The organism is Thioalkalivibrio sp. ALMg13-2, from assembly GCF_000381185.1.
In the GTDB taxonomy this organism is placed as follows: Bacteria; Pseudomonadota; Gammaproteobacteria; order Ectothiorhodospirales; family Ectothiorhodospiraceae; genus Thioalkalivibrio; species Thioalkalivibrio versutus.
On record NZ_KB906112.1, the window covers coordinates 40864 to 62851 of the forward strand.

The 21988-nt window shown below is 69.0% G+C and carries 24 protein-coding genes; 8 read left to right on the forward strand and 16 right to left on the reverse strand.

The window, feature by feature from the left end:
• The first annotated feature begins 18 nt into the window (after window positions 1–18).
• The 3 genes from mobA to glp are packed head-to-tail and all read left to right on the forward strand — an operon-like array spanning window position 19 to window position 2466.
• Complete coding sequence (gene mobA / locus F618_RS0109455; RefSeq protein WP_018168178.1) at window positions 19–600, forward strand: molybdenum cofactor guanylyltransferase MobA; 582 nt, start codon at window positions 19–21, stop codon at window positions 598–600.
• Between the two features lie 52 nt (window positions 601–652).
• Window positions 653–1195: a molybdopterin-guanine dinucleotide biosynthesis protein B gene (mobB, locus tag F618_RS0109460; RefSeq protein WP_019568425.1), complete on the forward strand. Its 543-nt coding sequence runs from the start codon at window positions 653–655 to the stop codon at window positions 1193–1195.
• Between the two features lie 14 nt (window positions 1196–1209).
• A complete protein-coding gene (glp, locus tag F618_RS0109465; protein ID WP_018168180.1) occupies window positions 1210–2466 on the forward strand; it encodes a gephyrin-like molybdotransferase Glp in 1257 nt (418 codons plus the stop codon).
• A gap of 19 nt (window positions 2467–2485) precedes the next feature.
• Here the strand turns inward: glp and F618_RS0109470 are convergent, their stop codons facing one another.
• Window positions 2486–2839, reverse strand: a complete 354-nt coding sequence (locus F618_RS0109470; protein WP_018168181.1) for a PilZ domain-containing protein — start codon at window positions 2837–2839, stop codon at window positions 2486–2488.
• A gap of 59 nt (window positions 2840–2898) precedes the next feature.
• Here F618_RS0109470 and F618_RS0109475 point away from each other — a divergent pair, with 59 nt between their 5' ends.
• The gene (locus tag F618_RS0109475; RefSeq protein ID WP_019568426.1) at window positions 2899–3438 is read left to right on the forward strand and encodes an RDD family protein; all 540 of its coding nucleotides are present in this window, start codon (window positions 2899–2901) and stop codon (window positions 3436–3438) included.
• Between the two features lie 267 nt (window positions 3439–3705).
• Here F618_RS0109475 and F618_RS0109480 read toward each other — a convergent pair whose 3' ends face one another.
• From F618_RS0109480 to lptF, 3 genes are read right to left on the reverse strand one after another with little or no spacing between them, the layout of a single operon-like run.
• A complete protein-coding gene (locus F618_RS0109480) occupies window positions 3706–4350 on the reverse strand; it encodes a GDSL-type esterase/lipase family protein (RefSeq protein WP_018938792.1) in 645 nt (214 codons plus the stop codon).
• Entirely contained in the window at window positions 4347–5420 is a 1074-nt protein-coding gene (lptG, locus tag F618_RS0109485) for an LPS export ABC transporter permease LptG (protein WP_018938791.1), read from the reverse strand. Before lptG ends, F618_RS0109480 begins: the two co-directional genes overlap by 4 nt.
• Window positions 5417–6544, reverse strand: coding sequence for an LPS export ABC transporter permease LptF (gene lptF, locus F618_RS0109490; RefSeq protein ID WP_019568427.1), 1128 nt, complete (start codon window positions 6542–6544; stop codon window positions 5417–5419). Before lptF ends, lptG begins: the two co-directional genes overlap by 4 nt.
• An 88-nt stretch (window positions 6545–6632) precedes the next feature.
• Here lptF and F618_RS0109495 point away from each other — a divergent pair, with 88 nt between their 5' ends.
• Both F618_RS0109495 and F618_RS0109500 read left to right on the forward strand, forming a co-directional pair.
• A complete protein-coding gene (locus tag F618_RS0109495) occupies window positions 6633–8111 on the forward strand; it encodes a leucyl aminopeptidase (RefSeq protein ID WP_019568428.1) in 1479 nt (492 codons plus the stop codon).
• A gap of 16 nt (window positions 8112–8127) precedes the next feature.
• A complete protein-coding gene (locus F618_RS0109500; protein ID WP_018938788.1) occupies window positions 8128–8550 on the forward strand; it encodes a DNA polymerase III subunit chi in 423 nt (140 codons plus the stop codon).
• On the opposite strand, the gene F618_RS0109505 is transcribed toward F618_RS0109500, so the two are convergent.
• The 8 genes from F618_RS0109505 to leuS are packed head-to-tail and all read right to left on the reverse strand — an operon-like array spanning window position 8507 to window position 16234.
• Window positions 8507–9160, reverse strand: coding sequence for a nucleoside triphosphate pyrophosphatase (locus F618_RS0109505; protein WP_019568429.1), 654 nt, complete (start codon window positions 9158–9160; stop codon window positions 8507–8509). The two genes, F618_RS0109500 and F618_RS0109505, sit on opposite strands and share 44 nt — an antisense overlap.
• Window positions 9161–9167: 7 nt before the next feature.
• On the reverse strand, window positions 9168–9638 hold the full coding sequence (gene rlmH / locus F618_RS0109510; protein ID WP_018938786.1) for a 23S rRNA (pseudouridine(1915)-N(3))-methyltransferase RlmH: 471 nt from the start codon (window positions 9636–9638) through the stop codon (window positions 9168–9170).
• A gap of 22 nt (window positions 9639–9660) precedes the next feature.
• Entirely contained in the window at window positions 9661–10053 is a 393-nt protein-coding gene (gene rsfS, locus F618_RS0109515; protein ID WP_018146421.1) for a ribosome silencing factor, read from the reverse strand.
• Window positions 10054–10061: 8 nt separating this feature from the next.
• A complete protein-coding gene (nadD, locus tag F618_RS0109520; RefSeq protein ID WP_018168190.1) occupies window positions 10062–10712 on the reverse strand; it encodes a nicotinate-nucleotide adenylyltransferase in 651 nt (216 codons plus the stop codon).
• A gap of 45 nt (window positions 10713–10757) precedes the next feature.
• A complete protein-coding gene (locus F618_RS0109525; protein ID WP_019568430.1) occupies window positions 10758–12065 on the reverse strand; it encodes a glutamate-5-semialdehyde dehydrogenase in 1308 nt (435 codons plus the stop codon).
• Between the two features lie 4 nt (window positions 12066–12069).
• Window positions 12070–13107, reverse strand: coding sequence for a DNA polymerase III subunit delta (gene holA / locus F618_RS0109530; RefSeq protein ID WP_019568431.1), 1038 nt, complete (start codon window positions 13105–13107; stop codon window positions 12070–12072).
• The gene (gene lptE / locus F618_RS0109535; protein ID WP_026287982.1) at window positions 13107–13646 is read right to left on the reverse strand and encodes an LPS assembly lipoprotein LptE; all 540 of its coding nucleotides are present in this window, start codon (window positions 13644–13646) and stop codon (window positions 13107–13109) included. Before lptE ends, holA begins: the two co-directional genes overlap by 1 nt.
• Window positions 13643–16234 (reverse strand): leucine--tRNA ligase, encoded by a 2592-nt coding sequence (leuS, locus tag F618_RS0109540; protein WP_019568432.1) that lies wholly within the window; start codon window positions 16232–16234, stop codon window positions 13643–13645. Before leuS ends, lptE begins: the two co-directional genes overlap by 4 nt.
• Before the next feature lie 221 nt (window positions 16235–16455).
• On the opposite strand from leuS, the gene F618_RS0109545 reads away from it, so the two are divergent.
• Window positions 16456–17310 carry a DUF2189 domain-containing protein gene (locus F618_RS0109545; RefSeq protein ID WP_019568433.1) on the forward strand — a complete coding sequence of 285 codons (855 nt, stop codon included), beginning with the start codon at window positions 16456–16458 and terminating at the stop codon, window positions 17308–17310.
• A gap of 176 nt (window positions 17311–17486) precedes the next feature.
• A complete protein-coding gene (locus F618_RS0109550; protein ID WP_019568434.1) occupies window positions 17487–18032 on the forward strand; it encodes a zinc ribbon-containing protein in 546 nt (181 codons plus the stop codon).
• A 4-nt stretch (window positions 18033–18036) separates the two neighbouring features.
• Here the strand turns inward: F618_RS0109550 and lnt are convergent, their stop codons facing one another.
• From lnt to F618_RS0109570, 4 genes are read right to left on the reverse strand one after another with little or no spacing between them, the layout of a single operon-like run.
• On the reverse strand, window positions 18037–19527 hold the full coding sequence (lnt, locus tag F618_RS0109555) for an apolipoprotein N-acyltransferase (RefSeq protein WP_019568435.1): 1491 nt from the start codon (window positions 19525–19527) through the stop codon (window positions 18037–18039).
• A gap of 5 nt (window positions 19528–19532) precedes the next feature.
• Window positions 19533–20465 (reverse strand): HlyC/CorC family transporter, encoded by a 933-nt coding sequence (locus F618_RS0109560; protein ID WP_018176983.1) that lies wholly within the window; start codon window positions 20463–20465, stop codon window positions 19533–19535.
• Window positions 20458–20973 (reverse strand): rRNA maturation RNase YbeY, encoded by a 516-nt coding sequence (gene ybeY / locus F618_RS0109565; protein WP_018168199.1) that lies wholly within the window; start codon window positions 20971–20973, stop codon window positions 20458–20460. Before ybeY ends, F618_RS0109560 begins: the two co-directional genes overlap by 8 nt.
• The gene (locus F618_RS0109570; protein WP_018146433.1) at window positions 20963–21976 is read right to left on the reverse strand and encodes a PhoH family protein; all 1014 of its coding nucleotides are present in this window, start codon (window positions 21974–21976) and stop codon (window positions 20963–20965) included. Before F618_RS0109570 ends, ybeY begins: the two co-directional genes overlap by 11 nt.
• Window positions 21977–21988 lie beyond the last annotated feature (12 nt).

Here is a 21988-nt window from a genome sequence, read left to right on the forward strand (position 1 = left end):
CGCATGGAAACGCAGGCAATGCAGACCCCGCCCGAAACCCTCACCGCCGTGATCCTGGCCGGCGGCCAGGGCCGCCGCATGGGCGGGTGCAACAAGGGCTGGGTCGAGTACCACGGGCGCCCGCTGATCGAACACGCGATCGAGCGCCTGCAGCCCCAGGCCGCACAGCTGGCCATCAGCAGCAATACCGATATCGACCGCTATCGGGCGCTGGGGTTTCCCTGTCTGTGCGATCGGCACCCGGATTACCGCGGCCCGCTGGCCGGGATCGCGGCGGCCTTCGCAGCCTTCCCCGGCCAGAACCTCCTGTGCGCCCCGGTGGACGCCCCGCATTGCCCGCGGGATCTCGGCGAACGCCTGCAACAGGCCGTGGACCGGGAACACGCCCCGGCCGCGGTCGCCCACGACGGCGAACGGCTGCAGCCGCTGTTCGCGCTGCTGCGCCCGACCCTGGCGCAGGCCCTGCTGGACGACCTGGAGCGCGGGTCCCTGGCCGCAGGACGCTGGTTTCGCGACATGGGGGCAATCCCCGTCGATTTCTCCGATCAGCCGCAGGCGTTCGCCAACATCAACACACCGGATGACCTGGGGAGGGACTGATCATGATCGCTATACTCTCGATCCCGAACCGCAGTGCCCGGGAACGACGCCCATGACCCAACCGACCATCCCCTCGCCCCTGCCCCGCATCGCCTTCGCCGCCTGGAGCGGCAGCGGCAAGACCACCCTGCTCAAGGGCGTGATCCCGGCCCTGCGCGCCCGTGGCCTGCGCCCGGCAATGATCAAGCACGCCCACCACGAGTTCGACGTGGATAAGCCGGGCAAGGACAGCTTTGAGCTGCGCCACTCCGGGGCGGACCAGATGCTGGTCGCCTCCGGGCGACGCTACGCCCTGATGGTGGAGACGCCGGAGACCGACGACGGCCGCGTGCCGGATCTCGACATGCTGTGCGCGCGGCTGGACCCGCGACGCTCCGACCTGATCCTGGTCGAGGGCTTCAAGCAGTGGGACCTGCCGAAGATCGAGGTGCACCGCCCGTCGGTCGGCAAGCCGCCGCTGTACCGCGAGGTCGCCGGGGTGATCGCGGTGGCCACCGATGCCCCGATCCTGGACTTCGACGGCCCACTGCTGCCGGTCAACGACCCCGACGCAGTGGCTGCCTTCATCATCGACTACCTGAATATCCATCCCTGAAGCGGAGACATCCCATGCCCGAGGCTGCCCCCGGTTGCGACGAATTCGACCCCAGCGCCAAGACCCTGGAACAGGCCCGTGCCGCGATCCTGGAGGCCTGCCGGACGATCACCCAGAGCGAACAGGTCACGCTGGAAGAGGCCCTCGGGCGCACCCTGGCCCAGCCGATTCACGCACGCATCGACGTGCCACCGGCGGCGGTCTCGGCCATGGATGGCTACGCCCTGCGCGCCGCGGACGCAACGGACGGGGCCTGTCTCGCACTGGTGGGCACATCGGCGGCCGGGCATCCCTGGGATGGCGAGCTGCAGCCCGGCCAGTGCCTGCGCATCCTGACCGGCGCGGTCGTCCCGGCCGGGGCCGAACTGGTCATCATGCAGGAGCAGGTGCAGCGGGACGGGGAATCGATCACCCTGCAAAACGGCGGCCTGACAACGGGACACAACATCCGTGGACCGGGCAGTGACACCGCCGCCGGCAGCCCGCTATATGCTTCCGGGCAGCGCATCGGCGCCGCCGAGATCGGGGTCCTGGCCAGTCAGGGTATCGCCCGGGTAAGCGTGCTGCGCCGGCCGCGCGTGGCCTTCTTCTCGACCGGGGACGAACTGGTCCCCGTCGATCAACCGCTGGGCCCGGGACAAATCCACGACAGCAACCGCCACACCCTGCGCGCGCTGCTGAGCGCCTATCCGGTGGAGGTACTGGACTACGGCGTGATCCGCGACACCGAGGCGGAGGTCTCACGAGCCCTGACCCGGGCCGGTGCGGACGCGGACATGATCATCACCACCGGGGGCGTCTCGGTGGGCGATGCCGATCACGTGACCCGCGTACTGCAGGCCTCGGGACAAGTCGGTTTCTGGAAGCTGGCGATCAAGCCCGGACGGCCACTGGCATTCGGACAGTTCGGCCGCGCGCATTTCTTCGGCCTGCCCGGCAACCCGGTGGCGGTGATGACCACCTTCGCCCTGCTGGTACGCCCGGCCTTGCTGCAGCTGGCCGGGCGCGACGCGACCGAGCCGCAGACCCTGAACGCCCGCCTGCTGGAGGATCTGTACAAGACCCCGGGCCGCAAGGACTTCCAGCGCGCGTTACTCGAGACTGACGACCGCGGCTGGGTGGTCCGCGCCGCCGGCGGCCAGGGCTCGCACCAGCTGCGTGCGATGAGCGAGGCCAACGCCTACGTGGTTTTGCCCCGCGAGTCCAGCGGGGCCCGGGCGGGGGACTGGGTGGAGGTGCTGCCGTTCCGGGAGATCTTCCCGGAGGTGTGATCCGGGTTGCCGGCCGCGCTCAGGGGGACTGGACGAGCGCGGCGAATTCCCGCTCCAGCAGGGCCTCGTCACCCAGGTTGAGCTCGACCAGGCGCCGCAGGTGCGAGGCGGATTCGAGCGGCATCGCCTCGATCTCCACGCCCAGCCACAGGCCTTCGTGCCAGCACACGCGGCCCTCGACGGTGATGCGCGCCTCGCCGCTGAGCGGGATATCGACGCTGACCTCGTCCCCATCGGCCAGGACCGGAAGATCCGCGCCCTCCAGCAGCACCCCCTTCAGGGAGATATCCTCCACGCGAACCGCGCAGTCCCCGCCGTCGGTGAGCAGGGTAGCCGGAAATTCCAGAGGGATACGTTGAAAGCGTCGCTCCATACGGCAAGACTACGCCCACTCCGCGCCTGCGGCCAAATCCAGAACCATCCGGGAATCCCATGACCGAAACCGCCGCCTCGTCCGTCGACGGCCAGCCGACCAGCCTGCTCCGCCGCCTGGCCGCCATCGTCTACGATGCCCTGCTGCTGGTGGCGATCTGGATGGTCCTTGGCCTGCTGGTGGTTGTCCTCGGCAATACCACCGGGCTGTACTCGCCGCGTGTGCACTTCGTGCTCAACCTGATCGTGGCCTGGGGCTTCTTCTACTGGTTCTGGACCCGCACCGGACAGACGCTTGGCATGCAGGCCTGGAACATCCAGCTGCGCATCGAGGGGGGCCACGCAGTCAATGCCTGGCAGGCGACGCTGCGCTACCTGGTCGCGGTCGCCCAGTGGCTGGTGATCCTGATGGCCATCTGGGCGGTGCGCGAGCACGGCGCCGTGGCGATCACCGTGGTCACGGCGGCGGCGCTGTTCGCGCTCGGCCTGTCGCAGTTCCACCCGCGCCGCTGGATGCTGCACGACTGGCTCTCCAGCACCGAACTGGTACGCATCCAGGGTCTCGCCAAGCCGCGCTGGAAACAGAACCGCAAGAGCTGATCTCGGACCGGTTGTTTGTTTCACCACGAAGCACACGAAGACGGGCAAGGTCAAAAGCCGTCCTGATGAGCGATCACGTTCAACCAGCCGCCGGATCGTAGGGGCGTAGGATGGGATGAGCGCAGCGAATCCCATCAAGGAACGGGCACAACGCGGGAAATGGTGCGTTTCGCTGCGCTCAACAGCACCCTACCGCGGCGGAAGGAGCCTGCCTTTGGGAGAACGTTCCCTGCAATGGGCTGAAGCTCGTTGCTAATTGAACAACCCTCAGGGGGCGAGCCAGAGGCCGAGGTCGTCCAGGGCCTCGGCAATCTCGTCGGCGATGCGACGGTAACCACGGGCGTTGGGGTGCACGGGGTCGGCGCGCAGCTCGCGCTCGGACAACACGCCGGAGAGCACGCCCTCGATCAGGGCCACCTGTTCCTCGCGGGCGAGTTCGCGATAGATCGGATCGTCCCGCAGGCGCCCGGTGGCGGCCCCCAGGGCCGAGGCCCGCGGCACCCCCAGCAGCAATGGCTCGGCCCCGTGTTCATGCACCGCTGCCACCAGGGCGCGCAAATCCTCCTTGACCGCGGCGGGATCGCGCTGGCGCAGAAAGTCGTTGCCGCCCAGCCAGATCAGCACCAGGTCCGGCTGGTGTTCGCGCAGGCTGGGCTCCAGGCGCCCGCGGGCGCTGCTGGCGCGGTCGCCCGGCACCCCGTCATTGATGAGTGTCCAGCCGGTGATCGCCGCCAGCCGCGCCGGATAGTCCTCGCCCGAACCCGCCCCGGTCCCGTGGGTCACGCTGTCGCCGAAGGCGAGCACCGTGGCCTGGCGCGGGAGTGGCTCGAAGTCGCCCGGGCCCGCGCCACCACAGGCCGCCAGCAGGGCCGCCAGCACGATCAGGAACCCGCCGCGCAGCCAAACCCTCATGTCTGACGTCCCATGCGTTGCAGCGCCACCAGCGCGAAAATCAGGAACAGCACCACCGGCAAGCTCGCCGCAACCACCGGCGGCAGGTTGTAGACCAGCCCCAAATGGGTCATCGCGCGCATCACGATGGCGAACGACACGCCGATGGCGATACCGATGAACAGGCGCCGCCCGGCACCACCCTCGCGCTGCGAGCCGAACAGGAACGGGATCGCCAGCAGCAGCATCACGAAGGTGCTGGCCGGCAGGGTCAGTCGCTGCCAGAACGCGACCTCGTAGGGGGCCGAGTCCAGGCGATTTTCCTGCAGGTAGTCGATGTAGCGTGCCAGGTTCTGCGCCGCCATCTGGCTGGGCTCGACCACCAGAATGTCGAAGTACTCCGGCGCGATCAGGCGCTCGATGACCTCCTCCTCCAGGCGTTCGGGCTCGACGCGCTCCAGCGACAGCCGCGAACGCTCCACGCCCTGCAGCCGCCAGGCCCCGTCCACGTACTGCGCGCTCTGCGCACGCGTAATCTCGCGCGGCTCGCGGTTCGCATCCACCTCGATGATGCGCACGCTGATCAGGCGGTTGCCCGGCAGCACCGCATCCGCCTGCACCATACGCTGGCCATCGCGCGCCCAGAGCCCGATGGGGCTCACACTCAGCTGTTCATCGAAGGCGCTGGCCTTCAGGTTCTGTGCACGACTCTCGGCCGCAGGAGCGAAGAACTCGCCGACCACCACCATCACCACCACGACCACCAGCCCGGCCTGCATCACCCAGCCGATGAAGCGCCCAAGCGTCATCCCGGCGGCCCGCATCGCGGTCAGCTCGCTGTTGGCAGCCAGATTGCCCAGCCACAGCAGTCCGCCCAGCAGCGCCGCCGGGGGCAGCATGTCGTACATCCGCCGCGGCAGGGTCAGCGCCACATACAGCAGCGCCTCGGTCAGGCCATAGTTGCCACGCCCGGTGTCACGCAGCTCGTCAATCAGCGCGAAGACCGCATCCAGCGCCACCAGCAGGACCACGGCCAGCGCCGTCCCGATCAGGACCTGACGCATGATGTAGCGACCCAGTACGGTCGTCACGAAGCCACCTCGTCACGCTCCACGCGGCGAGGGCCGCCACCCGCTCCCCGGCCAAGGCCCAGCATGCCCTTGCGCCAGGCCAGCCATAGCCAGAAAACCAGCATCAGCCCGTGCGTCCACCAGAGCCCCAGGGCCAGTGGCGTACGGCCATCCGCCAGCTGCCCCTGACCCAGGATCAGGAAGTTCGCGTACAGCACGTAGACCCCGATGGCCGCCGGGATGCGGGCATAACGCCCGGAACGGGGCGGCACCTGGGCCAGCGGCAGTGCAATCAGGGTCAGCACCAGGATGGACAGTGGCATCGCAATGCGCCATTCGAGCTCCGCACGGTGTTCCGGCCGATCACGCTCCGCCCACAGTTGGAGCGTCGACATCGCGTTCAGCGAGCGCCGCCCGGCCCCGGCATCCGGTTCGGTGATCTGGGTCCGCAGTCGCTCGAACTCGAGCATGCGGAAGCTGCCCTCGCCGGGCACGCCGACATGGCGATAGCCGTTCTCGAGGATCAGGAAACCACTACCCTCGGCCCCCGGGTCGGGAATCGCGCGCTCGGCTACGGTCACCTGCGCCTCGCCGTCGACCTCTCGGTAGATGAACACCTCCAGCAGGGCCTCGCGGTCCTCGCTCAAGCGCTCGGCGAAGAAGACCTGCTCGCCAACCCGCGAGCGCAGGAAGCGCCCGGGCGTGATGCCGACCAGATCGGAGCGTGTCTCGGCGAGGTCGCGCAGTTGATCGATCTGGGCCTCGGTGCGTGGCACCACCAGCGTCATCAGCACCAGCAACAGCAGCGTAGCCGGCGCAGCCACCCAGAACAGCGCGCGATAAAACGCGGCGAAGGACATGCCGCTGGCCTGCAGCGCCACCAGCTCGCTGTCGCGCTGCAACCGGCCCAGCACCAGCATGAAGGCCAGGAACAGAGCCACCGGCCAAAGGAACACAATGCCCTTGAACGCGCCGAAGGCGACCATGCCCGGCAGGAAATCCACGGGGATACTGCCCTCGGCGACATCGCGCAGCACCCGCCCCAACACGCCGCCGATGATCACCAGCAACAGCACGACGGTGACCGCGGTCTGCGTGACCAGCAGCTCGCGGGCGATAAGACGCTCGGCGCGGCGCAGGATCATGCGCGCATTACCCCGCGGCCCGCGCGGCGCGTGGCCGGGCGCCGCTTGGCGCTGGTACCATGATCGAACTCATTTTCGGGAGGCATTCATGCAATTCTCCGTCACCACCTCGACCCTCGACAAACCCCGCGCCGGCATCCGCGCCGCCGGGATCGCCCACAAGCGCAAGCCGGCCGCGGGCGCCACCGCCCTGGATGCCGCGCGCGATGGCGAGATCACCGCCCTGCTGAAGGCCGGCGAGATGGACGGCGAGGCCGGCAGCCGGCTGTTGCTGCCTACCGGTGGAGGCAAGGGTAACGCACTCCTGATCGGCCTGGGCGCGAAGAAAGACTTCGATGCCCGCGCCGCACGCAAGGCCGCGCAGACCCTGGCGGCCGCCCTGGTCGAGCGCCCCGCCACCAGCGCGGTGATCGCGGTGGCGGACTTCCAGCCGCGCGGCAAGGACATCGCCTGGACGGTGCATACCCTGGTGGCGGCGATCTCGGATGCCGCCTACCGCTTCACCCCGTTCAAGGGCAAGGAGAAGACCACCCCGGTGAAGCTGGAGAAGATCCAGCTCAGCGTGGAGCGCGACGAGGCCGAGGCGGCGAAGCGCGCCTGCAGCGAGGCTGCGGCGATCGCCACCGGCGTCAATCGCGCCAAGGACCTGGGCAATACCCCGCCGAATGTCTGCTACCCGGAGAGCCTGGCCGACACCGCGCGCGAAATGGCGAAGCAGAACAAGAAGCTGAAGACCACGGTGCTGGACGAGAAGGACCTGGAGAAACTCGGCGCCGGCGCAATCCTGGCCGTAGGCAAGGGCTCCGAGCGCCCGCCGCGCCTGATCGCCATGGAATACTCCGGCGGCACCAAGGGCGACGCCCCGGTGGTCCTGGTCGGCAAGGGCATCACCTTCGACACCGGCGGCATCTCGCTCAAGCCCGGTGCCGAGATGGACGAGATGAAATACGACATGTGTGGCGCGGCCAGCGTGTTCGGCGTGATCGAGGCCTGCTGCGAACTGGAACTGCCGATCAATGTGATCGGCGTGGTGACCAGCGCCGAGAACATGCCCGACGGCCGCGCGACCCGCCCCGGCGATATCATCACTACCCTGTCCGGGCAGACGGTGGAGATCCTGAACACCGACGCCGAGGGCCGCCTGGTCCTGGCCGACGCCCTGACCTGGGTCGAGCGCTACAAACCGAAGGCGGTGATCGACATCGCCACCCTGACCGGTGCCTGCATCATCGCGCTGGGGCACCAGGGCGCGGCCGTGCTCGGCAACAACGAGCGTCTGGCCAAGGGCCTGCTGGCCGCCGGCGAGGAGAGCGGGGATCGCGCCTGGCAGCTCCCGCTGTGGCCGGAGTACCAGGAACAGCTGAAGAGCAATTTCGCCGACATGGCCAACATCGGCGGGCGCCCGGCCGGCACCATCACCGCCGCCTGCTTCCTCTCGCGCTATACCGAGGACTACACCTGGGCGCATGTCGACATCGCCGGCGTGGCCTGGAAGAGCGGCAAGGAAAAGGGCGCGACCGGGCGCCCGGTGCCGATGCTGATGCGCTACCTGCTCGACCAGGCCTGATCGCGGTCCGGCGGGCATGACCCACGTCAGCTTCTACCTGCTCGAGGACCCGGCCCCGGAGGCACGCCTGCGCTTCGTCTGCCGTCTGGCAAAGAAGGCCAGCGGGCAGGGGCATCGAGTACATATCCATACCGGCTCGCCGGAGCTGACGCGCACCCTGGATGAATGGTTGTGGACCTTCGAGGACACGGCCTTTCTGCCGCACAGCACCGACGTGCGCGACACGGATGTCCCGGTCTCCCTGCACGAGGCGCATGCGCCGTCGGATCGTTGCGACGTGCTGATCAACCTCGCCCCCGAGGTGCCGGAGTACTGTGGGCGTTTCGAACGGGTCGCCGACATCGTCGGTGGCGACGAGACGGGGCGCGAGGCCGGCCGGAGCCGCTACCGCTTCTTCAAGGAGCGCGGCTACCCGCTGGAACACCACAAGATCCAGTAACGACCGCGGGAGACGCCGATCCGACACGCGGCGGCGGGTCGGGGATCTCGCGCAGCCAGGCCTCCAGCTCGAACAACGGCAACCCGACCACGTTGGTGTAGGAGCCCTCGATCCACTCGACAAAGGCGGCGCCGCGGCCCTGGATGGCGTAGGCACCGGCCTTGCCGCGCGGCTCGCCGGTCGCCCAGTAGGCCTCGATATCGGCCGGGCTCAGCTCGCGCAGGCCTACCCGGGTCGTCACGTGACGGGCGCGCATGGCCTCGCCGGGGCGCCACAGGGCCATGCCGGAGACCACCCGATGCTCGCGCCCGGACAGCCGCCCGAGCATCGCCGCGGCGTCAGCGAAATCTGCGGGCTTGCCCAGTGCGTCGTCGTCCATGGCCACCACGGTGTCGGCCGCCAGCACCCACTGGCCGGGCGCCAGGTGCTCGCGCGCCGCCTCCGCCTTGGCGACGGCCAGGCGCTCGACCAGGGCCTCCGGGGTCTCGCCGGGCCGCGCGCTCTCGTCCACGTCCATCGGCGCCACCTCGAAGGCAAGCTGGATCTGTTCCAGCAGTTCCCGCCGACGCGGCGAGGCGGAGGCGAGCAACAGCGGCGGCGTCAGGCTCATGCGGGACTCAGGCGCGGTGATAGGGGTGGTTGTTGAGCAGCGACCAGGCGCGGTAGAGCTGCTCGGCGACCAGCACCCGCACCAGCATGTGCGGGAAGGTCAGCGGCGACAACGACCAGGCCCACTCGGCGCGGGCGCGCACGGCCTCGTCCAGCCCGGCGGCCCCGCCAATCACCAGCGCGACGTCGCGACCGTCCGCTTGCCAGTCCTCCAGGCGCTTCGCCACGCCCTTGGTGTCGACCGCCTTGCCGCGCTCATCCAGCAGGATCACGCGCGCACCCTCGGGGATCGCCTTCAGCAGGATCTCGCCCTCGCGGCGCAGGAGCGTGGTGGTGTCCATCGACTTCGCGCCCGAGGGGCCCGCCAGCGCTTGCAGGTTCAGCTCCAGCTCGCGCGGCAGGCGCCCGGCGTATTCGGCGAAGCCGTCCGCCACCCAGTCGGGCATGCGCTTGCCGATCGCGATCAGGTCCAGGCGCATCGGGCGAGGCCTCGCTCGGCGTTCAGCGCCGCAGGCGCCGGACCCGCTCCAGGCTGGGGTCCTCGGGGGCGGCCTTTTCGGTGTCCGCGGCCTCCTCCGCCATCCAGAGCTTCTCCAGGTTGTAGAAGTCGCGGGTCTCCGGGAGCATCACGTGAACGATCACATCGTTCAGGTCCACCAGCACCCACTCCTGGCTCTCCTGACCCTCGACCCCCAACGGCGGGATACCGGCCTGCTTGGCCTCGGTGGCCACCGACTCGGCGGTGGACTGCACGTGACGCCCCGAGGTCCCGGAGGCGATCACCATGAAATCCGTCAGCGTGGTCTTGCCACGCACGTCGATGGTGCGGATGTTCTGTGCCTTCATGTCGTCCAGAGCGGTGGTCACCAGCTCCAGGAGTTGTTCGCTGTTCATTGTGTCGGTCATGTCCCGTGATTGCGGTTCGACCCGGCCCGGTACAGACCGTGGTCCTGGATGTAGCGATTGACGGCCCCGGGGAGCAGGAAGCGCGGGCTGCGCCCGGCCTGCAGCTCGTCCCGGATGGCGGTGGCGGAGATGTCGAGCTGGGTCACCGGCTGGAAGTAGACCAGCCCCCCGGGCGCCTTGCGCAGCGCCGCCGGGTCGTGCGTCGCGGCGTTCCCCAGCCAGCCGCCCAGATCGTGGGAGGCCGGGCTGCCGGGGCGGTGCGAGACCACGATATGCGCCAACTCGAAGATCTGCTGCCAGCGGTTCCACGATGGCAGCCCGGCGAAGGCATCCATGCCCATGATCAGCACCAACGGCGCGTCCGGCCCCAGCTCCTCGCGGAAACTGAGCAGGGTATCCACGGTGTAGGACGGCCCCTGACGATCCAGCTCGCGACGGTCGGCGACGAATCCCGGTACGTCCGCAATCGCCTGCTCCACCATCGCCAGGCGGTCGTCGCTGCCGGTTCCGGGGCTCGCACGATGCGGCGGTACGTGGCAGGGGATGAAGTGCACGCGCTCCAGCCCCAGGTGCTGCTGGATCTCCAGCGCCGGGCGCAGGTGGCCGAAGTGGATCGGGTCGAAGGTGCCGCCGAGGATCCCGATCACGCGGGGATCGCCCCAGGGAGACGCTGATTCAATCGCGCGTCTCCCTTAGCCACGTACATGGCCGTCGCCGAACACCACGTACTTGAGCGTGGTCAGCCCGTGCAGGCCCACCGGGCCCCGGGCATGCAACTTGTCGGTGGAGATGCCGATCTCCGCGCCCAGGCCGTACTCGAAGCCGTCGGCGAAGCGGGTGGAGGCATTCACCATGACCGAGCTGGAGTCCACCGCGCGCAGGAAACGCCGGGCGCGGGTGTAGTCCTCGGTCACGATGCTGTCGGTGTGGTGCGAGCCATAGGTATTGATGTGATCGATCGCCATATCGAGGTCGTCGACCACGCGGATCGCGAGAATCGGCCCCAGGTATTCGGCCACCCAGTCGTCCTCGGTGGCTTCCGCGATGTCGGCCCCGCTATCGGCGAGGATGGCGCGGGTGCGCGCGCAGCCGCGCAGGCTCACCTGGTGCTCGCCCAGGACCGTGGCCAGGCGCGGCAGGAAGGCCTCGGCCTGGTCCGCGTGCACCAGCAGCGTCTCCATGGTGTTGCAGGTCCCGTAGCGCTGGGTCTTCGCGTTCACCGCGACGGCCAGCGCCTTGTCGGCATCCGCACCGCCATCCACGTACACGTGGCAGACGCCGTCCAGGTGCTTGATCACCGGGATCTGCGACTCGTTGCTGACGCGCTCGATCAGGCCCTTGCCGCCGCGCGGGACGATCACGTCGACGTACTGCGGCATGCGCAGCAGCGCGCCGACCGCCGCGCGGTCGGTGGTCGGCACCACCTGCACCGCCTCGCGCGGCAACCCCGCCTGCTCCAGCCCGGCCTGGATAATCGCGGCCAGGGCCTGATTGGAATGCAGCGACTCGGAGCCGCCACGCAGGATCGCCGCATTGCCGGACTTCAGGCACAGCGCGGCGGCGTCGATGGTCACGTTCGGCCGCGACTCGTAGATGATCCCGATCACGCCCAGCGGTACGCGCATCTGGCCGACCTGGATACCGCTCGGCTGGTAGGCCATATCGGAGATCGTGCCCACCGGGTCGGGCAGCCCGGCTACCTGGCGGCAGCCCTCGATCATGGTGTCGATGCGGGCATCGGTCAGCGCCAGGCGATCCAGCATCGCGGCGTCCAGGCCGCGCTCGCGCCCGGCCTCCAGGTCACGGCTGTTGGCCTCATTCAGCTCGGCGCGGCGCGCGACGATGCCCTCGGCGATCGCATGCAGTGCGGCGTTCTTCGCCCCCGGCTCGGCCTCGGCCATACGCCGCGATGCGGCGCGCGCAGCGCGGCCGAGCGCCTCGACCTGGGCGACCACGCCGCTGGTAGCGGTGGATTCAGTGGGGTTCACGGCAGCGTTCATGCAGTCAGACTCGTTGAGAATTCAGTGCGGGTTCGGGTCGGGTCAGCGGCCGCCCCGCCATACGGGCCACCAAGTCTAGCAACCCCTGCCTGGCATTGCCGTTTTCCTGACCCTTGATGACCCGATCCACGCGCGCGGCCTCGCCCAGCAGGCCCCGCGCCGCGCTCAGGTCCAGGCGCGACATTGCCTGGCGCAGGGCCTTCTGGCCGTCGCCAAAGCTGCCCTGGAAGGCCTCGCGGTCGGGCGCGCCGGCCGCCTTGCGCTCCATCGCCTGCACCAGCAGCCGGCACTCGCGCGCCAGCGCCCACAGGATCAGCGGCTCGGCCTGCCCCTCGTCCAGCAGCCCCTCCAGCATGCGCAGGGCGTGGCGGACATCGCCGCGCAGCGCGGTCGGGGCCAGGGCAAACAGCTCGAAGCGCGCGGAATCCGTGGTGGCCTCCGCCAGCACGGACTCGTCGATCTCGGTCACGCCGGCCAGCGCCAGCTTCTCGATCTCCTGGCGCGCGGCCAGCAGGTTGCCCTCCACCCGCGCGACCAGCAACGCCAGCGCCGGGTCGGTGATGCGCAGACCGTTCCTCTGCAGCCGCGCACGGATCCAGCTACCCAGCTGGGCCGGCGGCACCGGGCGCGCGTGGATCACCACCGCACGGTTCTCCAGGGCCTTGAACCAGGCCGCCCGCCGCATGTCGCGATCCGGCCGCGGCAACTGCAGCAGCAGAACCAGGTCAGCCTGCGGGTCGCCGGCGTAGGCCTTCAGGTGGTCGCCACCGGTCTTGCCCGGCTTGCCGGTCGCCAGGCGCACGTCCAGCACCGTGCGCTCGGCAAACAGCGACCGGTCGCGGATCGCGGCCTCGAACGGGCCCCAGTCCGATTGCGCGGTCAGGTCCAGCACCGTGCGCTCCAGGAAGCCCTGCTCGCGGGCGGCAGCGCGGATCGCATCGGCCGCCTCGATCGCCTGCAACGGCTCCTCGGCCAGCAACAGGTAGATCGGCGCGAGCCCGCGCGCCAGATCCTGCTCCAGGCGGGCGATATCCAGCGCCATTACGGGGCCGGGTCCTCCGCGGCTTCGCGCAGGCTGCCGTCCGGCTCGATCAGTGCGGCGATCCGGCGCTGCAGCTGGCTGACGATGTCGCGGTCCATCGCCTCGCGCAGGGTGGATTCGCGCTCGCCCCGGCTGAGCACCGCGGTGCCATCGAACAGATAGATGCGCGAGGCGCGCAGTGGCCCCAGGTCGACCGCCTCGCCGTCCACCGGGCGCAGGCGCGCGTCGACCGTGCGCACCAGTTCGTACTCGGACACCCGCGCGGCCTCGGTCACCGACAGCGTGCGGCGCTGATCGTTGACCGAACGGATCTCCAGGATCGCACCCTGGCCCTCCGGGCGCTGGCGCACGACGTCCACGCCCGAGGAGCCCAGGGTCACGGCCAGTTCGCGGTACAGCGAGTCGCGCGCATTGATGCCAGTGATCTGCACCGGATTCAGTGTCTCCGGCCACTCGCTACCGCCACGCAGCTGAAAGCCGCAGGCGGCCAGCGCGGCCACCAGGACCAGTACCAGACCCGCGCGCAAAAGGGCGCTCATTGCGGCTTCACCACGAAATTGACCAGACGGCCGGGAACGACAATCACCTTGATCACATCCTGCCCCTCGATATGGCGCTGCACGTTCTCGTCGTTGCGCGCAACGGTCTCGATCGCGTCCTTGTCGGCCCCGGACGGGACCGCGATCTCGGCACGGCGCTTGCCGTTCACCTGCACCGCCAGGGTCTCCTGCGCGGCCTGGCGTGCGGCCTCGTCGACCTGCGGCCATTGCGTGGCGGCCACCAGCTCGTCGTGACCCAGGGTCCGCCACAGCGTTTCGGTCACGTGCGGGATGATCGGGGCCAGCATGCGCACGATGCCCTCCAGCGCCTCCTGGCGCACGGCCGGGGCCCCGGCGGCGTCCTGCGGGAACTTGCCGAGGTCGTTCAGCAGTTCCATGTTCGCGGCCACCGCGGTGTTGAAGGTCTGGCGCCGGCCGATGTCGTCAGTGACCTTGGCGATGGTGTCGTGCAGCTTGCGCCGCAGCTCGCGCCCAGCATCGTCCAGCGCGTCCGTGTCCAGCGCCCCGGGCGACTCGCCGCCCACGTGCTCGTGGACCGCGCGCCACAGCCGCTTGATGAAGCGATGCGCGCCCTCCACGCCGGAGTCGGACCATTCCAGCGACAGGTCCGGCGGGGCCGCGAACATGGTGAACAGCCGCGCGGTATCCGCGCCGAAGCGCTCGATCAGGGCCTGCGGGTCCACGCCGTTGTTCTTCGACTTGGACATCTTCTCCATGCCGCCGACCACGACCGGCGCCCCGTCCTCGCGGTGGCGCGCGGCCTTCACCGAACCGTCCTCGGCGCGTTCCAGTTCGACGTCCGCCGGGTTGATCCAGTCCTTCCCGCCGTCAGCACGCTCGCGGAAGAAGGTCGGTGCGATCACCATGCCCTGGGTCAGCAACCGGGTGAACGGCTCGTCGGAGGCCAGCAGGCCCTCGTCGCGCAGCAGCTTGTGGAAGAAGCGCGCGTACAGCAGGTGCAGCACGGCGTGCTCGATGCCGCCGACGTATTGATCCACCGGCAGCCAGTGGTCGGCGCGCGCATCCAGCATGGCCGTGTCGTTGTCGGCACCGGCGTAGCGGGCGAAGTACCAGCTGGATTCGAAGAAGGTGTCGAAGGTATCGGTCTCGCGCCGCGCCGGCTTCCCGCATTCCGGGCACGGGGTCTCGAAGAATTCGGGCATGCGCGCCAGCGGCGAGCCGGCCCCGTCGGGGATCACGTCCTCCGGCAAGCGCACCGGCAGGTGTTCTTCCGGCACCGGCACTGCACCGCAGGCGTCGCAGTGGATCACCGGAATCGGACAGCCCCAGTAGCGCTGGCGCGAGATACCCCAGTCGCGCAGGCGGTAGTTGCGCCGGCGCCGGCCGATGCCGGTCTGCTCCAAGTGCTCGGCGATCGCCGCCTTGGCCGCCTCCGATGCCTGGCCGTCGAAATCACCGGAGTTCACCAGCACGCCGGCCTCGGTGAACGCGGCCTGCTGCACATCGGCCGTGGCGCCATCCGCCGGGGCGATCACCTGGCGGATCGGCAGGCCATATTTCGTCGCGAACTCGTGGTCGCGCTCGTCATGCGCGGGCACGGCCATCACCGCGCCGGTGCCGTATTCCATCAGCACGAAGTTGGCGACCCAGACCGGGACATCCTCGCCGGTCAGCGGGTGGCGGGCGGTGAAACCCAGCGCGCGGCCCTTCTTCTCCATCGTGGCCAGGTCCGCCTCGGCCACCCCGCCCTGCGCGCAGTCGGCGACGAACGCGGCCAGCTCGGCGTCCTGCTCCGCCAGCGCCTGCACCCGTGGGTGCTCCGGCGCCAGCGCCATGTAGGAGACGCCGAACAGGGTATCCGGGCGCGTGGTGTAGACGGCCAGCGCCTCGCCACCGTCCACCGCGAACTCGAGCTCCACGCCCTCGGAACGCCCGATCCAGTTGCGCTGCATGGTGCGCACCTGGTCCGGCCAGCCGTCCAGCTCGTCCAGGGCCCCCAGCAGCTCGTCGGCGTAGTCGGTGATGCGCAGGAACCACTGCGGCATCTCGCGGCGCTCGACGACCGCCCCGGAGCGCCAGCCTCGGCCCTCGATCACCTGTTCGTTGGCAAGCACGGTCTGATCCACCGGGTCCCAGTTCACGGTCGCCTTCTTGCGATAGACCAGGCCTTTCTTCAGCAGGCGCACGAACAGCCACTGTTCCCAGCGGTAGTAATCGGCATCACAGGTGGCGAACTCGCGCGACCAGTCGTAGGCAAACCCAAGGCGCTTGAGCTGGGTGCGCATCTGCTCGATGTTCTGCCGCGTCCAGGCCGCCGGCGGCACGTGGTTCTGCATCGCCGCGTTCTCGGCCGGCAGGCCGAAGGCGTCCCAGCCCATCGGCTGCAGCACACTCCGCCCCTGCATGCGCTGGAAGCGCGCGATCACGTCGCCGATGGTGTAGTTGCGCACATGGCCCATGTGCAGCTTGCCCGAGGGATACGGGAACATGGACAGGCAGTAGAACGGCTCGCCGGCGGCATCCTCGCGCGCCCGGAAGCAGTCGGCCTCCTCCCACTGGCGCTGCACCTGCGCCTCGATCATCTCCGGGGAATACTGCTCCTGCATGTGGCCCACCTGCCCTGTGTGTTCGCGTGAAACAAAGAACTGCGCAGAATACCAGTCGCCCCCACCCCCTCCAAGCGACTGGGAAACCGCCCGGCCACCCCTCGCCACACGTCTTCGATGTGATATCCGTCACGCAACGCCGGGAACAGTACCCCTACCTGACTGCCACAAGACCTACATTCAAAGAAAGCGGTTGGCCGAACGTTCTCAGGAGGCAGGTTATGAGTGAAGAGAAAGACGTGGTCCCCATGCTGCAGCGCGCCTATCCCGAGGACTTGGGGGAAACGGTCCCCGAACACACGCCGGAGACGGATTCCCCGGCCATCCGCGAGGTCGCGACGGAGGACCTGGGCACCTGGCTCGGCAAGGGCTGGCGAGACCTCTGGCAGATGCCAGTGGCCCTGGTGCACGGCCTGGTGATCACCCTGGCCGCGCTGATCCTGCTGGGCCTGTCCTGGAATCAGCCGTGGATGGCCTTCTCGCTTCTGGCCGGCATCCTGCTCCTCGGACCCGTACTCGCCGTCGGTGTGAACTACCTCGCGCTGCAGAAAGAGCGCGGCGAACCGGGCGGTTCCGGTCTCGGCTGGCTGGGGCCGATGGGTGGCTCGATCTGGGCCTTTGCCGCGCTGCTGGCCATCCTGTTCGTGATCTGGGCCAGCTTTGTCTGGATGTGGATCGCGGTGCTTAACATCGGCGAAATCGCGGTCATGGGACAGTTGCACCACCTGGTGGGCGCGATGCTCAGCAGCGGTGCCGGCATCATCTCGCTGGTCGGGGTGGTGGTGGCCGCCATCGTGTTCGGCCTCGCGGTATTCGCCCTCAGCCTGGTCACGATCCCGGCCCTGCTGGATCACCGGATCCGCGATGACGCCCCGCAAAAGAGCCTGATCGAATCGATCGGGGTCAGCCTGAAGGCCTTCAGTCACAACCCGGGTACGCTGATCCTGTGGGGCCTGATCATCACCGCGCTGTTCATGGTTTCGGTGGCGACCGCCCTGCTGGCCCTGATCGTGATCTTCCCCTGGCTGGGCTTTGCCATGTGGCACGCCTACCGGGATCTGGTCCCAATGCCCTGACCCCCCGCAATCCCGGCAGCGGCTCCGATACTCCCGAGGAAACACGGCCCGATTCACGCACCCGGAGCGCCCCTGCTCCGGGTGCGTGCGCTCGTGCTAACGTTGAACCTTGGGGAGACGGCGTCACAGGCCGCCCCTGAAAACCGAGACCTGCAACCGCGAAGGATAATAGGCCGATGAGCGAGGAACGGAAGGAACAGGATGAGCAGCGCGAATCGCGCCTGAGCGATGCGTACCACCGCATGCTGAACGAGGTCACCGAGGATCTCGAAAAGCTGGAGGACAAGACCAGCAAGGCGATCACCGAGGCTCTGGAGAACGCCCGCGACCGCGTGCAGCAGGCCAGTGACCTGACCCGCGAAGAGGCTCACGAGGTGATGGATTACCTGCGCCGCGACCTGCAGGATCTGGGCGCCTACCTCGACAACCGCAGCTCCGACTGGCGTGGCTGGCTACAGATCGATCTGGGTCTGATCGAGGCCAGCATCAAGAACGCCCTGGAACGCATCGCCGACCGCACCCGGGTCGAGATCACCGAACTGACCGCGCGCGCCCAGGTGATGGGCGAGTGGCACACCGGCGAGATCACCGGCCCCGGCGAATTGCTCTGCAAGCAATGCGGCCATCCCGTGCACATGACGAAGGTCGGCCGCATCCCGCCGTGCTCCAACTGCCACAACACGACGTTCCGTCGCGGCCCCGGCGGGACCGAGGCCGAATAACCCGTCAGCGTCGGCGGCGACGGCCGACCGCGGCACCGGCAACCACCAGCACCAGCGCGGCCAGCACGGCCGGCCCCGCCCCGGTGGCGGTTGCCGGCGTCACGCCGTGGCGAGGCTGCAGCGTGCCCGTGACCACCTCGCGGGTGAAGATCCCCGAACGCTCGAGTATCCGGCCATCGGCATCAATCAGGGCCGAGATGCCGGTATTGGTTGCCCGGATCATCGGGCGCCCGGTCTCCACCGCCCGTACCCGGGCAATCTGCAGATGCTGGGCCGGGGCGAGGCTGTCGCCAAACCAGGCGTCGTTGGAGACGTTGACCAGGAACCCGGCCTCCGGCAGCGCGGCGCGGATGTGGCGCGAATATGCCGCTTCGTAGCAGATGCTGACCCCGGCGGTCTGACCGGCCACCCGCATGCGCCCGTCGCCGGTGCCCGGGGAAAGATCGGACATCGGGATCGCCAGCAACCGGTCCAGCCAGTCGAGCTGGCCGCGCAACGGGATGTACTCGCCGAAGGGGACCAGCTGGCGCTTGTTGTAGCCGGCCCCGGTGGTCACGTTGACCACCGAGTTGTACACATGGCGTCCGGCCGACGCATGGTCGAAGACCCCAGTCACCAGTTCGCTGTCATGCTCCGCCAGCGACTGGGCGAGCTGCCCGAGTGGCTGCTGGACCTCGACATAGAACGCGGGGATCGCGGTCTCCGGCCAGACCACCAGGTCCACCTCACCCGCCTCGCGGGTCAGTTCCTCGTAGACCCCCAGCGAATATTCGATGCCATCGGCATCCCACTTGCGCGCCTGATCGATGTTGCCCTGGACCATGGCCACCGAGATCGTCTCGCCGCCCGGCTCCACCCAGCGCGCGAGCCCCAGCGACAATGAGGCGATCACCAGGGCCCCCACCAGGCCCGCGCCCAGCCAGCGCTGCCGGGTCAGAAACACCAGGACCAGCGCCACGGCCAGCAGGGCCACCACCAGCCCCGCCCCCAGCTCGCCGACCAGTGGCAGCCAGGGCTGCAGCGGCGTGTCGAGCACGGTGTGGCCGAACAGCAGCCAGGGAAAGCCGGAGAACAGCCAGGAACGCGCCAGCTCCATCAGCACCAGGCCACCGGCCAGCGCCAGCAACCCGGCCGGACGCCCCAGTGGCAGGAAGCGCGCCGCCAACCCGGCCAGCAACGCCGGATAGCCCGCCAGGGCCAGTACGAATAGCACGGTAATCAGCGAGGCAACCACCAGTGGCGCCTGCCCGAACACCAACAGGCTATTGAAGATCCAGCTCACCCCCATCCCGAAGAATCCGAGGCCGAAGGCATAGCCAGCCCAGGCGGCACGGCGCGGTCGGGCACCCGACAACAGGGCGAACCACACGGCCAGGGCCAACGGGGCGGCCAGGAACCAGCCAACCGGGGCAAAGGCCAGGGTTGCACCCGCCCCGGCCAGCAGGGCAACGAGCCCGGAGGCCCAGGGCGGCAGGCGTTCGACGAGGGTCTGCATGCCGATCAGGGGATGTGGCGGTCGTCCGGCTCCCGGGCCGGACCATCGAACGGCTGCGAGCCCTCACCGGTGGCGGCCTGCATGTCCGGCTCCGGCAGGCGCATCTCCAGCAGGTGCAGGCGCCGGTTGTCAGCGCGCAGGACGCGGAACTGCATACCATCCACGACGATCTGTTCGCCACGACGCGGGACATGACCGAAATGCGACAGCACCAGGCCCCCGATGGTGTCGAAGTCGTCCTCGCTGTAGGCGGTCTGGAAGTAGGCGTTGAACTCCTCCATCGGGGTCAGCGCCTTGATGGTGTAACGCCCGCCGGGGTGCTGCATGATCTGGGTCAGGTAGTCCTCGACATCGTGCTCGTCCTCGATCTCGCCGACGATCTGCTCCAGAACGTCCTCGATGGTCACCAGGCCGGCCACGCCGCCATACTCGTCCACCACGATCGCCATGTGGTTGCGGCTCAGGCGAAATTCCTTCAGCAACACGTTCAGCCGCTTGCTCTCCGGCACGAACACCGCCGGGCGCAGGATCTCCTGCATATCGAAGGCGGCATCGTCCGGCTCGCCAAAGAAGCGCAGCAGGTCCTTGGCGAGCAGGACGCCGACCACCTCGTCGCGGTGATCCCCCACCACCGGCAGGCGCGAATGCGCGGAAGCGACCACGTCCGGGAGGAACTCGGAGAGCCCGGCGTCGCGGCGCACCACTTCCATCTGCGCGCGCGGGATCATGATGTCGCGCACCTGCATGTCCGCGACGTTGAGCACCCCCTCCAGCATGGTCAGGGCCTCGGGATCGACCAGCTCGCGGGCGTGGGCACCGCGCAGGCACTCGATCAGCTCGTGTCGGGTCGCCGGCTCGCGGCGCGGGCGCAGGATCTCGCCGGCGCGGATCAGCCAGCGCCGCCAGATCGGTTGTTCGTCGGGTTCGGGTTCAGGCATCGGGGGCGGTTCCGGCAGGATGCGGCGACAGGACGCGGGCCGGAGGGTCGGCATCGTAGGGGTTGGGATAGCCTAACCCGGCCAGGATCGAGGACTCAATTGCCTCCATCCGCGCGGCCTCGTCCGGCGTCTGGTGATCCATGCCCTGCAGGTGCAACATCCCGTGCACCACCATGTGGTGGTAATGGGCCGCCAGCGTCTTGCCCTGTTCCGCCGCCTCGCGCGCCAGCACCGGCACGCACAGGACGACATCACCGAGATAGGCGCTCGCCTCGGGCGGCAAGCCCGGCGGCAGCGCCGGCGCCGGGAATGACAGCACATTGGTCGCGTAGTCGCGTCCCCGGAAGGTGTGATTCAGCGACTGTCCCTCCTCGGCCTCCACCAGGCGCAGAGTGACTGTGGCCGCGCCCGCCCCGCGCCAGGCGGCGCGGGCCGCCCGGTGCAAGGTGGTGGGACCGGGCAGACCGGCACGCGGAACAGCGTATTGCACCGCGATTTCAAGCGCCATCGGCACCCCGCCCGGAACCGGGCTCCGACTCCCCAGCCGGCTTGCCAGACGCATGGTCGTGGGCCTCGTAGGCCTCGACGATGCGCTGCACCAGCGGGTGGCGCACCACGTCACCGGCCTGGAAACGGGTGATATGCACCCCCTCCACGCCCTGCAGGATCTGCATCGCGTGCTTGAGGCCCGATCCCTGCCCCCGCGGCAGGTCAACCTGGGTGATGTCGCCGTTGACCACCGCAGTGGAGCCGAAGCCGATGCGGGTCAGGAACATCTTCATCTGCTCGAGGGTGGTGTTCTGCGCCTCGTCGAGGATGATGAAGGCCTCGTTCAGGGTGCGCCCGCGCATGTAGGCCAGCGGCGCGACTTCGATCACCTGGCGTTCCATCAAGCGTGCGGTCTGATCGAAGCCCATCAGTTCGTACAGTGCGTCGTACATCGGCCGCAGGTAAGGGTCGATCTTCTGCGCCAGATCGCCGGGCAAGAAGCCCAGGCGCTCGCCGGCCTCCACCGCCGGACGCACGAGCACCAGGCGCTGCACGCGGTCCTGCTCCAGTGCGGCGACCGCGGCGGCCACCGCAAGGTAGGTCTTGCCGGTCCCGGCCGGGCCGATGCCAAAACTGAGATCGTGCCGCGCGATCGCGGACAGGTATTTCGCCTGACGCGGGCCGCGACCACGGATCACCGCGCGTTTGAGCCGCAACGCGGGATCGTCGCCCGTGCCCTCGGGCTCCGCCAGCCCCTCAACATGGGCGGTCTGCAGCGCGGTATGCACCTGCTCCAGGCTGACCGGTTCTTCCTGCGCCATCCGGTGCAGGTCGTGGATCAAGGCCCCGGCCGCCTTCACGGCACCGCCCGGCCCGGTGAGATTGAAGCGCGGCCCGCGATTGTGCACCGCCACGCCCAGGCGCGACTCGATCAGGCGCAGGTGGGCATCCAGCGGCCCGGAGATCCGCGCGAGCGTCTCCTGGTCACCAGGCTCCAGGGTGAAATCCAGACGATTGGCCATGAGTCGGTTTCC

Bases quoted from the DNA above. Each gene is read 5' to 3' on its own strand.
- F618_RS0109505 (WP_019568429.1), bottom strand. From the start codon at position 9,160: ATGAGCCTGACGCCGCCGCTGTTGCTCGCCTCCGCCTCGCCGCGTCGG.
- lnt (WP_019568435.1), bottom strand. From the start codon at position 19,527: ATGCAGACCCTCGTCGAACGCCTGCCGCCCTGGGCCTCCGGGCTCGTT.
- F618_RS0109570 (WP_018146433.1), bottom strand. From the start codon at position 21,976: ATGGCCAATCGTCTGGATTTCACCCTGGAGCCTGGTGACCAGGAGACG.
- mobA (WP_018168178.1), top strand. From the start codon at position 19: ATGCAGACCCCGCCCGAAACCCTCACCGCCGTGATCCTGGCCGGCGGC.
- mobB (WP_019568425.1), top strand. From the start codon at position 653: ATGACCCAACCGACCATCCCCTCGCCCCTGCCCCGCATCGCCTTCGCC.
- holA (WP_019568431.1), bottom strand. From the start codon at position 13,107: ATGGCGCTGGATATCGCCCGCCTGGAGCAGGATCTGGCGCGCGGGCTC.
- lptF (WP_019568427.1), bottom strand. From the start codon at position 6,544: ATGATCCTGCGCCGCGCCGAGCGTCTTATCGCCCGCGAGCTGCTGGTC.
- glp (WP_018168180.1), top strand. From the start codon at position 1,210: ATGCCCGAGGCTGCCCCCGGTTGCGACGAATTCGACCCCAGCGCCAAG.
- F618_RS0109550 (WP_019568434.1), top strand. From the start codon at position 17,487: ATGAGCGAGGAACGGAAGGAACAGGATGAGCAGCGCGAATCGCGCCTG.
- F618_RS0109545 (WP_019568433.1), top strand. From the start codon at position 16,456: ATGAGTGAAGAGAAAGACGTGGTCCCCATGCTGCAGCGCGCCTATCCC.
- rlmH (WP_018938786.1), bottom strand. From the start codon at position 9,638: ATGCGCCTGGACCTGATCGCGATCGGCAAGCGCATGCCCGACTGGGTG.
- F618_RS0109560 (WP_018176983.1), bottom strand. From the start codon at position 20,465: ATGCCTGAACCCGAACCCGACGAACAACCGATCTGGCGGCGCTGGCTG.
- ybeY (WP_018168199.1), bottom strand. From the start codon at position 20,973: ATGGCGCTTGAAATCGCGGTGCAATACGCTGTTCCGCGTGCCGGTCTG.
- lptE (WP_026287982.1), bottom strand. From the start codon at position 13,646: ATGAGCGCCCTTTTGCGCGCGGGTCTGGTACTGGTCCTGGTGGCCGCG.
- leuS (WP_019568432.1), bottom strand. From the start codon at position 16,234: ATGCAGGAGCAGTATTCCCCGGAGATGATCGAGGCGCAGGTGCAGCGC.
- rsfS (WP_018146421.1), bottom strand. From the start codon at position 10,053: ATGAACAGCGAACAACTCCTGGAGCTGGTGACCACCGCTCTGGACGAC.
- F618_RS0109480 (WP_018938792.1), bottom strand. From the start codon at position 4,350: ATGAGGGTTTGGCTGCGCGGCGGGTTCCTGATCGTGCTGGCGGCCCTG.
- F618_RS0109495 (WP_019568428.1), top strand. From the start codon at position 6,633: ATGCAATTCTCCGTCACCACCTCGACCCTCGACAAACCCCGCGCCGGC.
- F618_RS0109500 (WP_018938788.1), top strand. From the start codon at position 8,128: ATGACCCACGTCAGCTTCTACCTGCTCGAGGACCCGGCCCCGGAGGCA.
- F618_RS0109470 (WP_018168181.1), bottom strand. From the start codon at position 2,839: ATGGAGCGACGCTTTCAACGTATCCCTCTGGAATTTCCGGCTACCCTG.
- F618_RS0109475 (WP_019568426.1), top strand. From the start codon at position 2,899: ATGACCGAAACCGCCGCCTCGTCCGTCGACGGCCAGCCGACCAGCCTG.
- F618_RS0109525 (WP_019568430.1), bottom strand. From the start codon at position 12,065: ATGAACGCTGCCGTGAACCCCACTGAATCCACCGCTACCAGCGGCGTG.